Origin of the sequence: Streptomyces sp. NPDC002463, assembly GCF_042889835.1 — a bacterium.
GTDB classification, from domain to species: domain Bacteria; phylum Actinomycetota; class Actinomycetes; order Streptomycetales; family Streptomycetaceae; genus Streptomyces; species Streptomyces nymphaeiformis.
In genome coordinates this window covers 94,124-107,034 of sequence record NZ_JBIARL010000020.1, presented here as the reverse complement: position 1 = coordinate 107,034, position 12,911 = coordinate 94,124, and the positions used below count along the sequence as shown (strand labels likewise).

Sequence of the window (12,911 nt, the reverse complement as noted above, 5' to 3'; positions counted from 1 at the left end):
CGCACAGTGACGAGCTTCAGTGTTTCGGCGCATCAACCGGCTGTCGCCCTGAGGCACGCAGCCGGGTGATCCCGTGCGCCGAAAGCGCCTCTCTGCGCCTCGTGCGCCCCCCGACCAGCGCATTTGTGGTCAACGAACGGGTGACGAGGGGCCTCATCGGTCCGCTCTGTCCGTGGAAGGGCATACGAGTACTGCGTACTTCGATGATGACTCCGCGCAACATCGGGCGTGGAGGTGTCGATCTCCTGGAGGGAACATGGTGGACGATCTCAAGCTGCGTGAGAGCGACGACATCCAGGGCGATGTGATCGCCGGCTTCAAGAAGGACCAGATGACCCTGCTGTTCCTCAAGTTCGAGGACGCGGCGAGGGCTCGTGCCTGGGTCAAGGCCCTGGAACCGCAGATCTCCACGACGAGGCAGGTGGCGGCCTTCAACGCCGCCTTCAGCAAGGCCAGGAAGGCCTCGGAAGGCGACGACCCCAAGACGCTGAAGGCCACCTGGATCAACGTGAGCTTCACCTGCGCGGGGCTGCGGGAGCTGACCGGAAAGGACCCTCTTCCCTCGGTCAAGCCCGGCAGCGGCCTGGAGGCGTTCAAAGAGGGCTCGGACAAGCGGGCTCTCGGGGACACCGGCGACAGCTCTCCGGGGATGTGGCTCTTCGGCAACGGCAAGGGGCAGGTCGTCCACGCCGTGCTCACCGTCGCGTCCGACACCGTCCAGGACCTCCAGGCGACGGTCAGACAGCAGCGTGAGGCCTGCGCCGCGGCCAAGATCGTGATCGTGTTCCAGCAGGACGCCGCCACACTGCCCGGAAGCCGGAGGGGCAAGGAGCACTTCGGTTTCAAGGACGGCGTCAGCGAGCCCGGCGTGATCGGCTTCGACGAGCCGGACCCCGTCAAGCCCGAGTACGTCAAGGGCCATCACGGCACCCGGCTGATCCCGCCCGGTGAGTTCGTCGTCGGCCACGACCGGGTCGGCGGCGTACCGCACGAGACACCCGAATGGGCCGACAACGGCACCTTCCAGGTGGTGCGGCGGCTGGGCCAGGACGTCCCGGGCTTCTGGGCCCAGGTCGCCGGGCAGCTGAAGGTGCTCAAGCAGGCCAAGGTGGTGCCGCTCGAGGCCACCTCGGAGTGGCTGGCCGCCCGCCTCGTCGGCCGGTGGCGGTCCGGCACCCCCGTCGCCACGTGCCCCAACGCCGACAGGCCCTCCAACGCGCTGGCCGGCGACGACAACGACTTCGGCTACCGCAACGACCCTGAGGGCTTCATCACCCCGCTCTTCTCGCACCTGCGCTGCACCAACCCCCGGGACGGCCTGCAGGAGAAGCCCGGTGACCCGCCGCTCGACGAGAATCCGGTGATGGACCGCCGCCGGATCATCCGCCGTGGCGCCCCGTACGGCGCACCTTTCGACCCCGCTTCGGAGGGGCCCGGCGGGCCCGACGAGAAGCGCGGCCTGCTCTTCGTCTGCTACCAGTCGGACCTCGTCCAACAGTTCGAGTTCATCCAGAAGGCGTGGATCGACAGCCCGGACTTTCCACCCAACCGGACCAACAAGCCAGGCCCCGACGGAATGGTCGGGGCCGCCGGCAAGGTCAGCTACGAGACCCCCGGCAAGACCACTCAGCTGAGCCTGAGCCAGTTCGTCGTCACCGAGGGGTCCGTCTACGCCTTCGTACCCTCGCTGACCCTGCTCCGGCTACTCGGTGACGGCCGGCTCACCGACAAGCCGCCCGCCGACGTCCGGCCGACCGACGCCTTCCTGCCCATCCCCGACATGCAGCGGGTCGACGGCAAGAGCTGGTACTGGGCGTACGGGACGGGCGGCGACGGTGACGCCGTCTGCCGGACCGTCTCCATCGCCGACGGGGACGAGCACACGGACGTCCGCGAGCGCCCCGACCGGCCGTTGACGACCTGGCCGTGCTACGCCGGGGTGAAGAAGGTCGACGCGATCCTGCCCGTTCCGGACGAGCAGCGGATCAACGGCCGCAGCCGGTTCTGGCTGTTCCACACCGTCGAAGGCCGGCAGGTCTACCGGAAGATCTCGATCGCCGACGGCGCCGAGTCCGGCATCCCGCCAGAGCAGGCCACCGCGATCGACCTCCCGGACCGCTCGCTCTCCGCCTGGGTCTCGTTCAACGGGATCGAGAGGGTGGACGCCTTCCTGCCGGTCCCCGACATGCAGAGGGTCGACGGCAAGAGCTGGTACTGGGTGTTCCACACCCTCATGGACCGTCAGGTCTACCGCCTCGTCTCGGTCGCCGACGGCAGGATGCACGCGGACAACCTCGAACGCGGCGACCGCGGCCTCGACCTGTGGCGATCGCTGGCCGGGATCACGCGGGTGGACGAATTCCTTGCGGTACCGGACATGCAGCGGATCAACGGCATGAGTCTGTTCTGGGTGTTCCACCAGGACAAGTACCGGATCATCGTGATCCGTGACGGTCATGGCCACGAGGACCAGGTCACGGTCGAGGACCGACCGCTGACGACGTGGAGGTCCCTGACGGGCTGACAGGTCCGCCCCCCCCGAGCGGGTGCCGGACCCGGTGCGCCTCGCCGCGCCGCGGAACAAAGCCGGGCGCCGAAGCGGAAACGGCCCCGGATGTGCAGGGTCCGCTCGGCGAGGCCGGTCGGGAGTGTGGCCCGCACCTTCAGTCGAGAGACCGTCCACCGCCGTCCTGGCCCCGATCCTGACGGATCTCCGGATGCCGGGCGGCGACGGTGTCGGGCCGATCGCCCTGCGCGCCACGGTGGAGGGGCCGGGAACGTCACGGCACTCATGCTGACCTCCTGCTGACCCTGGCCTGCACACGGGCCGCTGACCTGTGGGAATCTGGCGTCTGCGCGCATTGCGGTGGAACTTCGTCGGCCGCACTCGGCGTCGCGGCCCTGCCTCGTACGGCGGTGCACACGACGAAGATCATCGGCGTCGAGACGGGCACCGCGGCGGCGCTGATCGCCGCTTATGCTCTCGGCAACCTCGCCGGCTCCGTGGCGGTCATGGCAGGCCTTCATCTGGGTAGCCGCCCTGAAGATCACCTCAGGATCCGCAGGAACCGCCCTCGCCGGCTCCCTCACGGGCCCGGACGTGCGGCTGCCTCTCCTCCTCGGCATCGCTGGAACAGCGGCGGCCGACAACGGCAGATCCCGGAGACGGGTGTCGGCATCCCGCGGATGCTTGCCGAAGCGTGCGGTCCGGACCGCGCATGGTCCGGGAAGCGCGCCTGGAACCGGCTACGCGCTGCACGTGGCAGCCGGGTGATGTCGCCGTGTCCAAGCGCAGGAGTGCCCGGTGAGACGATCTTCCCTCCAGGCACCGACTTCACTTGCCAGAAGAGCTCAAGCGCCTTGGGGGAGCAACAAAGGTTCTTCGTCCGCTGGTGGTACAGCCGACGAACCCGCGCTGACCAGCGAGATCGGCCCCGGCTCGGCGGCGGGTCAGATCCAGCCACGGCGTGCCGCGACGACACCGGCCTGGAAGCGGTTCACCGAGCCCAGAAGGTCGTGGAGGCGGCTCATGCGCCGGCGCATGGTGCGGACCGACCAGCCGAGCTGGCGGGCTATGGCCTCGTCCTTGAGGCCGCTGACCAGCAGGGTGAGCACCAGACGGTCCTCCTCGCCGAGCGGGTCCTGGGCGGGGGCGTCGAGCGGCAGGGCCTGTTTCCAGCACAGTTCCCAGTAGTCGGTGAGGGCGTCCAGCAGCGTGGAGGGGCGGATGACCGCAGCGCGCACGCCGTCGAGGTCCAGGGAGAGCGGCATCAGCGCCAGCCGGCGGTCCGCGATGGCCAGTTTGATCCGCAGGCCCGGCATCACCCGGGCCTGCTCGCCACGGCTCACGAGTCCTCGGATGTCCTCGAGCACCCCCGGCCACTCCAGCGCCTCGGGGGCGTAGACCGCGCGGTAGCGCACCCCGCGCCCCAGCGCGTTGCTCTCCACCGGGTTGGACGTGGTCAGCGCGTACGGCGGCCGATCCAGTGTCATGACGTCCTCGCGCGCCTCCTGTTGGAGGCGGACGAACCAGCGGCCGAGCGCCTCGCGGCCGGTGGCGATCTCCACCTCGTCCTCCCCGGCGGTGCCGGCCTGGGCCGCCGCGAAGAGGCGGGACAGTTCGCCCGCCGCCGAACGGACCCGGTCCAACTCCGCGGTCCTGGTTCGCACCAGTGACTCGACCGCGGCTCCCGGCTCGATCGCCGCGTACCGGCGTCGGACGCCCGCGAGCCGCCCGACCAGGCCGTGGTCGTGCAGTCGGTCCAGCGCCCTGGCGACGCGGAGAGGGGAGCAGCCGAGGTCGGCGGCGAGCTCGGCCGGGGCCGCCGTACGCCGGGTCAACACAGCCCGGTAGACGCTCTCGTCGAACGGATCGATGCCTGCCGCGGTGAGCTCGTTCGTCATGTGCGGATCCTGGCCCACTGGTGCCAAGTGCAGCAATGGGCCGCCAAGATCCGTTGTACGGAGCGTGACTTCGGCGCTAGGACTTCTGCCCATGGCCAAGAACCCACGAAGAAGCCGACGCCTGGCGGCGGCCGCGGTCACCACCGTCGCGCTGGCCGGGACGCTCACCGCGACACCCGGCACCGCGACCGCGAAGTCACCCGACCCGAACCAGCGGGTCATCGTCGAGCTGTCCGGAGACGCAGCCGTGGCAGCCGCTCCAGGCGGCTCGCTCACCTCCCTGACCGCCGGCACCGCCTCCGCCGTCGGCGACGCCCGACGGGCCCTGGCGGCACGGCAGGACGCCTTCGTCAGGGCGGTGGGGAAAGCCGGACTGCACCCCGCCTCGCCCCGCAGACTCGGCCTGCTCGTCAACGCCGTGGCGATGACGGTGCCCGCCTCCGAGAGGGCGCGGCTGGCCGCACTGCCGGGCGTCGTCGCCGTCCGGCCCGACACCCGGATACAGGTGCGCACGGACGTCAGCGTTCCGCTGACCGGCGCGCCCGAGGTCTGGAAGCGCGAGGACCCGGCCGGCGTGAAGGCCACCGGCAAGGGCACCGTGGTGGCGGTCCTGGACAGCGGCGTGGACTACGACCACCCCGACCTGGGCGGCGGCTTCGGCAAGGGGCACAAGGTCGTCGGCGGCTTCGACTTCGCCAACGGCGACGACGACCCGATGGACGACAACGGTCACGGCACCCACGTCGCGGGCATCATCGCGGGCAAGGCGGTCAGGAAGGGAGGCGTCACCGGCATGGCGCCCGACGCGCGCCTGCTGGCCTACAAGGTCATCGGCGCCGACGGCAGCGGCTACACCTCCGACATCATCGCCGGCATCGAGGCGGCGGCCGACCCGGCCAACCCCCAGCGGGCCGACGTCATCAACATGAGCCTCGGCGGCTCCGGTGACGGCACCGACCCGCTGGGCCGCGCGGCGACCGCCGCCGTGCGGGCCGGAGTGGTCGTCGTCGCCGCGGCCGGCAACGACGGTCCCGGCAGCGGCACCGTCAACACTCCGGCGTCGGCCGACGGCGTCATCGCGGTCGGCGCCTCCACCAGCGGGCTGCGGATACCCAGCGCGTACCTGGCGGGCAAGGAGCCCGAGCTGATCCAGACGTACCGGGGCGTCCTGTCCGCGAACCCGCCTCGGGAACCGGTCACCGCGCCGCTCGTGGACGTCGGCGCGGGCACGGCCGAGGACTGGAAGCGGGTCGGTGACGTACGGGGCAAGATCCTGCGGGCCGACATCCTCGTCGCGCCCAGTACGGATGTCCTGAGCCAGAGCGACATCGACTGGGCACGCGAAGCCGAAGAGCGCGGCGCGCTCGCGGTGCTCGGCGGCCTTCCGGCCGGGGGCGGACCCGTGCTCGCCGCCACCCCGGGAACGATCGGCGCCACGACCACCCCCGCCCGCCCCGACCTCACCCGGACCGCCGCCTCCGGCGACTCGCTGCGCATGGACCGCCTGGTCGTCATGGGCATCGACACGACCCAGTACGCCCAGCTGAGCCGCGAACTGGCCGCTGGGAAGGTGTCCGTCACCCTGCGCGGCACCGACTCCACCGACCAGATCGCCTCGTTCTCGGCGCGCGGACCCGGCACCGGCTTCGGCCTCAAGCCCGACCTGGTCGCACCCGGCGTGGAGATCCGCTCCACCATCCCCACCTCGATGTACGCACCCGGTGTCTACCGCATGTCGGGCACCTCGATGGCGAGCCCGCACGTCGCCGGAGCCGCCGCCCTGCTGCGCCAACTGCGCCCGGACCAGGACCCCGACGAGATCAGGTCCGCACTGGTCGGCACCGCGAAGCAGCTCGCCGGCACCGGCCCCACCGCCCAGGGCAACGGACGGCTCGACGTGGCCGCCGCAGCGTCGGCCACCCTCAGCGCCTCCCCGACGACCGTGTCGTTCGGCCTCGCCGACCTGGCGGACAAGACCGTCGGCGGCGCCGCGCAGGTACGCCTGGCCAACCCCGGCAGGACACCGCTGGCCGTCGCCCTCAGCAGTACCGGGCCCACCGCCGTGTCTCCGCCGCGGGTGACCGTCCCTGCCGGGGGGTCGGCAACCGTCGACGTCACCCTGCGTGCAGACCGCCCGGCCACCGACACGGAGATCAGCGGCCGGATCACTGCCACCCCCGTGCGAGGCCCGGCCCTCCGGGTGCCGTACCTGCTCGTCGTCCGGCACCTGGTCGTCCAGGCGTCCCCCGATCCGAGCGACGGCCGCTCCACCGTGCACATCGCCGCCCCGGCCGCCCTGAACGCGCCGCCGGAGATCAGGGTCACGCCGCCGCACGGCAAGGCCTTCACCCTGCCCACCACCATGAACGGCGCCGGCTACTACCAGGCCGACGTGACCGGGAAGGCGTCCGGCGCCTACCGGTTGGCCGTGCGGGCCACGACCACCGACGGCCGGCGGATCACCGGAACCGGCGCCTTCGAGGTCACCCCCGCCGACAGCCGCGGCAACCGCTGGGAGCCCATCGGCCCGAACAGCGAGGCCGGTCACGTCGCGCTCTCGCCCGCCCGGCCGAAGCAGGCCGTCGTGACCCAGTTCCGGAAGGCCGCCCCCTGGCTGACCACCGACGGCGGCGCCAACTGGCGCCAGGTGGGCAGGCTGCCGATCGCCGACGGCAACGGCACCGGAGCGGTCGTGGTCGACGCCCACCGCCCCGATCGCTGGTGGTACGCCGTGAACACGGCCGCCGACCCCACCCGCCGGGGCACGATCCTGCGTACCGACGACAACGGCCGCACCTGGCGCAAGCTCGACGTGCCCGACGCGCACATCGACGAGTTCGTCGCGGACGAGCAGACCCGTACCCTCGCCGCGATCGTCGACGACACACTGCTGGTCAGCACGGACGCGGGCGACAGCTGGGCGACGTACCCCACCGGCGTGACCGGTGACGTCCGCGACGCGACCCTCGTCGGCGACACCCTGTACCTGGCGACCTTCGACGGCGTCTGGCGGATCGACGGCGTCGGCAAGGGCGACCCCGGTGCGGCGCACCTCGTTCTCGACGAGCCCGTGAGCACCATCCGCGGCATGGCGGCCGACTCCACCGTGGTGGCGGCCTACGTCCCCGGTACGGGCGTCCGCGGCTCCTACGACAAGGGCCGCACCTGGTCCACCCTGCTGCCCCTGGCGGAGGGCGGCAACGGACTGTCCGCCTCCGGCGGCGACCTGTACCTGCGCGCGCTGTTCGGCGCCGGGCAGGTGAGCCACGACCACGGCAAGACCTGGAAGCCCGTGCCCGCCCCCTCGAAGGCCGCCATCGCGATGGACTACGACCGCTGGGCCGACGGCTCGGTGACCGTCTCCAGCGAACAGGACGGCCTGTACCGCGGCTCCGCCGACGGCACCGGATACCGGAGGATCGGCGTCCAGGGCCTGACCACCTTCGCCCTCGCGGCCAGCGGCGACCAACTGCTCGCCGGAACGGTGAGCGGCACCTACCGCACCGCGATCCCTGTCGCCGGCCCCGAGTGGGGCCAGTCCGGGGCGGAGGGCAGGACCGGTCGCCTCACCTCGCACATCGCCGTCTCGCCCGAGGACACCGAGGTGGTGTGGCAGGTCCGGCGCACCGCGACCGGCCTCTTCGAGGTCTCCCGCAGCGGTGACGCCGGCCGGACCTGGCAGGTGAAGGGCACGTCGTCGGAGATACCGACCTCGATCCTGGTCCACCCGGCCGACCCGGACCGGGTGGCGATCAGCTTCAGGAGCATTTTCGGCGACGGGCTGTTCGCGACGTCCGACGGCGGCAGGACGTGGAAGAACCTCTTCCACGAGAGGTCCTTCGATGCCATGGCCGGTGACCCGCGCGACCCGCGGCGCCTCTGGCTCGGCAACGCTTCGGGCCTCTACCGCTCGGACGACGGTGGCGTCACCAAGACCAAGGTCGCCGAGGGCCCCGTCTCCGCGATCGTGATGGATGGCCGACGCCTGGTCGTCGGCGGATCGTCCGTCCGGGTCAGCACCGATGACGGCAGGACCTTCCGCACCGCCGACACCGGCCCGCTCGCGGTCCACGTCTCGGACCTGCTGCGGGTGAACGGAGCGCTCTACGCGGCCACCGCCGGCTCCAGGGAGTCCGGACTCGTCCAGGGCGGCCGGGGTGTACTGCGCAGCACCGACAACGGCCTCACCTGGGAGAACATCTCAAGCGGCCTGCAGAACACCGACACCACGAGGCTGGCCGCCGCCCCCGACGGCCGCACGCTCTACGTCGGCACGGTCGACGGCGGGGTGCACCGCCTGAAGCTACGCCGCTGACCCACCGCGCGCATGACGCGTGTGACCGCATGACCGGCGCGAGCGTCGACCCGGCCCGGAACTCCCGGGTCCGGTCGACGCTCGCGCGCGTGGCCGAGCGGGAGAATCTCCCGCAGGCCCCTCTTTCTGTGCTCCTAGAGGACTGGTCCGGAAACGGTCCGGATCTGGTGCACGCGGTCCAGGCGGCGGAGGCGGGAGGTTCTGAGTGCGTTCGGGAGCGTGGAGCGCCAACGGGCTGGGCCCATGCCGACCTTACGCTGCTCGTGGCCTGGGCGGAGAGCTGTCCGGTGGGACTGTTGTCCGCCCAGGGGTGAGGGCGTTGTCGACGGCCGCGCCGGCGGCACGCGCCACCGCGCCGCAGCCGGCCATGGCAGCGAGTTCGGCTCCGTCCTTGACGATTCCCGCACTCGCTGCGGCACCCAAGCACGCTGCGCCGGCGATCGATTCCGTGTCGGCTGCCGCCGTCGCCGTCGGAGCAGAAGGTCTTCGATCCGCGTCGAGCGAGGCGCGGCAGCGTCGGCACCACCGTACGAGGCATCCCCCGGCATGAACCGGAAGCTCCCCGTGCCCTTGACGGCCGTAGCACTGATCGGCTCGGTGGGCTTGTGGCCGACGGGCCGTGAAGCCGACGCGGAGTTCGAAGGCGGCGATTCTCCGGTGCCGTGCCCGGAAGGCGACGGCTTCGCAGTACCGGCGTGGGAGAGGCGCCATCGGACGCCGCGGCCCGACAGAGTGGCGGTGCCGTGTCAGGCAACGGTGTCCAGATGGGCGAAGACGACGAGGTTCTCCGTGTAGTCGCGCGCTGTGCGGTCGTAGGCACCGGCGCACGTGATGAGCCGGGCCAGGGCATCGGGGGTGTCCTCGTAGACACGCTTGTCGGGGAAGTCGTCCTTGTGGAAGCTCTCCACCGAGTCGATCAGGAACACGGCGGTGGTGCCGTCGGCACGGTCGACCTCGAAACTGTCACCGGGCGAGAGTTCGGCGAGGCGCGCGAAGACCGCCGGGGAGGTTTTCGTGTCCAGGTGGCCCGCGATGATCGCCGTGCCCCGCTGACCGGGCGAGATCCCGGACCTCTGCCAGCCGACCAGGTTCGTGTCGTCCGCCGGAGGCGGGTCCAGGGCCCCGGTCGGGCCGATCTTCAACCCGGTGAAGGGGGCGTCCACGCGGATCTTGGGAATCCGCAGCCGAACGGGGGCGGAGCGCGGCATGACCGGGCTGCTCATCGAGGTCTCGCCGGGTTCGGACGAGGCAGAGGCGTGCGGTCGAGCGGGCTGTGGTGCGGCCGCCGGGGCCTGTTTCGTCACAGAAGGCACGGGGGGCGTGGTCGGGGAGGTCGCGTCCGATGTGAACATCTTCCCGCCGAAGGCGTACAGAAGCACGGCCAGTGCTACGGCCCAGAACAGGCCTCGGACGACCCATCGCGCGGTGCGTCGGGGTGTTCCCGTGCTGACGGGATCGGGTGGGGTCGTCACCGGAGGACACCTTTCGGATGCGGGCGGAATGTCGTACGGGGCCGGACGTGGGGGCACCGCTGTGACGGGCCCCCACGTCCGGGTACTGCTAGGCGTGGCCGGCGGCCTTCCTGCGGCGGACGACGGCGAAGGCGGCCAGCCCTGCGGCGATCACCAGCGCGCCGGTCGCGTTCGCGCCTGTGCTCGCGAGGCCGCCACCGCCGGTGTGCATGCCGCCCTTCGGCTTCTCCGGCTTGTAACCGTCCTCCTTCTCGGTCTCGGTCTCCTTGTCCTTGGACCAGTCGTCGGCGTTGACGAGTGAGAGGGCGCCGGACCCGGTGTGCATGCCGCCCTTCGGCTTCTCGTGGTCGCCCTTCTCGTGGTCGCCCTTCTCGTGGTCACCCTTGGACCAGTCGTCGCCGTCGACGAGCGACAGGGCGCCGGAGCCGGTGTGCATGCCGCCCTTCGGCTTCTCGTGGTCGCCCTTCTCGTGGTCGCCCTTGGACCAGTCGTCGCCGTCGACGAGCGACAGGGCGCCGGAGCCGGTGTGCATGCCGCCGTGCGGCTTGTCGTGCTCCTCCTGCTGCTGGCTGTGGGACTGGTCGTCCTTGTCCCAGTCGCCCGCGGTGCTGGCGTAGGCGACGGGTGCGACGAGCGCCAGGGTGCCGGCGGCGGCGGTCGCAGCGAAGAGAATGCGGGCAGAGCGCATCGATGACTTCCTTTCGTCGCATGCGTCGGCTGACTGTCTGTCGGCTTCTCGAACGCATCGACTTGCCCACCGTCAGCCGCCTCGCCTCGAATGGCGACTTGGAGTAGTTCATTCGATACCTAACGTGGCATCAAGCATCGCCATCCGGGCGAACTCCGGTGCCGGAGCGTCCGCCCCCGGACGAGCGGTGCCCAGACCTCCAGCCCTTGGCCCGATGCCCGACGACCTGACGCGCCGTGCGGACCGCACCGAGGAGGTCCTCCGCCGGCTGGAACCGCAGAAATGGAGACGTGAGGTGCTGGCTCACCAGCGCCACGCGCGGTCACTTCGCGCCGGGAGGTCACCCGGCGGTACCGGTACCGTGGGCACTGGGCCGGGGCATCCCCGGATGGTTCCCCATCCGGTGAGGGCTCCGCTCCGAATCCCGGACATGAGCACCGACGCGATGACCCTGCGCCACCGGCGACTGCCGAGTGCCGTGAGCGGTCGCGGCCGGATGTTCTCCGCAGCCTCAGTACGAACGCGACACCTTCAGGAGAGCACCTCCACGAACACCCTCCGCTTCCGTCGTTCCGCGGTGGTCGTCGCCGCGGCCACCCTGCCGTTCGCCCTCGCGGCCTGCCGCGCAGAAGTCCTCGGGCGCGATGCCGGCCGACGGCCCGTCCGGTTCGGCCTGTTCCGGTGTGCCCAAGGAGGGGGCCGGTCCGTTCGACGGCATGGCCGGGCACCGATGGCGCACCGCCCTTCTCGCGCGTGCCGTCCCGGCTCGAAGGATTCGCAGATCAAGGGGCCGTTTCAGAGAGATCTGAAACGGCCCCTTGATCATTTCCCCGTCCCCCCGTCGTGCTGGCCGACACCCACGCGGTGACCGCCTTCAGATCCGGATCCACCTGCGTGCCGCTCGGCGCCGTGGTCGCCGCGGCGCTCTTGTCCGGGTGCGCGCTCGGCGGCGTGTCTCGTTGGTTTCCGCTGTCCAGGCTCAGCACGGTCACGACGCCCAGCGCGAGCGCGGCTGCGGCGGACGCGCCCCGGTACGAGAGCCTTGCGGCTTCGCTGTGCGGTCACCGGCGCAGGGGCGGTCTGCGGGTACGGAGCGGCGGCGAACATGGGCGCGTACGGAGTGCCCGTCGGCTGAAGCGGAGGCCCGAAGCCGTGGGTGCCCGACCACCCTTCGCGCGTGAGCGACGTGTCGATGACCGCGCGCACGGCGCCGGCGGACTGGTGCCGCTGCGCCGGGTCCTTGATGTCCGAGTACGGACGCTACTACAGCGCCTACGACGACAAGGTGCACCAGGGCGTCAGCTACACCGGCTACTCGCTGTGGGACACCTTCCGGGCCCGGACGCGTTCCTGGCGCTGTTCGCCCCGGAGCGTGTCGACGGGATGGTCACCTCCATGCTCCAGGACTACCGGCAGGGCGGCCGGCTGCCGAACCTGTACGACTACGCCGGCCGTCCGTGGCGGACCCAGCGGCACGGGGAGAACTGCTCGGTGAGCTACGACATCCAGGTCTCGACCAACGGCACCGACTGGACCACGGTCGTCTGCGAGACATCCTCCGGTGGAACCGCCGGCTGCGCCGAACACGGCGTGACGATCTGCGGCCGGCGCCATTCCTGCACCTGCACCCCAACGCAGGCCCGGTACGTCCGGCTGAGCGTCCACAGCTGGGTGTCCGCCAGAACCGGCGAGCCGGCAAGCGGATACGGATGGGCGCTCCGCGAATTCGAGGTCTACGCCCCCGCCGCCGCCCGGCCGACCGCGACGTCCGGTTCCTGATCGCCGCGGATCCGCTACGGCGCCGGCCTCTCCGCGCTGCTGGACTCGGCGGAAAGGCGGATGCCCCTCGGCGTACGGAGTCGGTGCGAGGTTCCGCAACTCGTGCCGCTGGACGATGACGGCTTCGGCCGGACGCCGGTCTGGTAGGACACCCTCGTTGCCGGCTCGTGCATCGGCACTGCGACCGGATGCCTTCCTCGAAGGCATGTCCGGCCCCACGGACCGCGCCCGCCCGTGGCGCGGGCCTGGCAGC

At 71.4% G+C, this 12,911-nt stretch carries 6 protein-coding genes; 3 read left to right on the top strand and 3 right to left on the bottom strand.

The window, feature by feature from the left end; translation table 11 throughout:
* Positions 1-256 precede the first annotated feature (256 nt).
* The gene (locus ACFYX3_RS32785) at positions 257-2,524 is read left to right on the top strand and encodes a Dyp-type peroxidase (RefSeq protein ID WP_389021251.1); all 2,268 of its coding nucleotides are present in this window, start codon (positions 257-259) and stop codon (positions 2,522-2,524) included.
* A gap of 926 nt (positions 2,525-3,450) precedes the next feature.
* Here the strand turns inward: ACFYX3_RS32785 and ACFYX3_RS32780 are convergent.
* Positions 3,451-4,404: a helix-turn-helix domain-containing protein gene (locus tag ACFYX3_RS32780; RefSeq protein WP_389021248.1), complete on the bottom strand. Its 954-nt coding sequence runs from the start codon at positions 4,402-4,404 to the stop codon at positions 3,451-3,453.
* Positions 4,405-4,495: 91 nt separating this feature from the next.
* Here ACFYX3_RS32780 and ACFYX3_RS32775 point away from each other — a divergent pair, with 91 nt between their 5' ends.
* Positions 4,496-8,719 (top strand): S8 family serine peptidase, encoded by a 4,224-nt coding sequence (locus tag ACFYX3_RS32775; protein WP_389021245.1) that lies wholly within the window; start codon positions 4,496-4,498, stop codon positions 8,717-8,719.
* Positions 8,720-9,465: 746 nt separating this feature from the next.
* Here ACFYX3_RS32775 and ACFYX3_RS32770 read toward each other — a convergent pair.
* Both ACFYX3_RS32770 and ACFYX3_RS32765 read right to left on the bottom strand, forming a co-directional pair.
* Entirely contained in the window at positions 9,466-10,071 is a 606-nt protein-coding gene (locus ACFYX3_RS32770) for a class F sortase (protein WP_389021377.1), read from the bottom strand.
* Positions 10,072-10,279: 208 nt separating this feature from the next.
* Positions 10,280-10,879, bottom strand: coding sequence for a hypothetical protein (locus ACFYX3_RS32765; RefSeq protein ID WP_389021242.1), 600 nt, complete (start codon positions 10,877-10,879; stop codon positions 10,280-10,282).
* Positions 10,880-12,199: 1,320 nt separating this feature from the next.
* Here ACFYX3_RS32765 and ACFYX3_RS32760 point away from each other — a divergent pair.
* Positions 12,200-12,658 carry a discoidin domain-containing protein gene (locus ACFYX3_RS32760; RefSeq protein WP_389021239.1) on the top strand — a complete coding sequence of 153 codons (459 nt, stop codon included), beginning with the start codon at positions 12,200-12,202 and terminating at the stop codon, positions 12,656-12,658.
* Positions 12,659-12,911 lie beyond the last annotated feature (253 nt).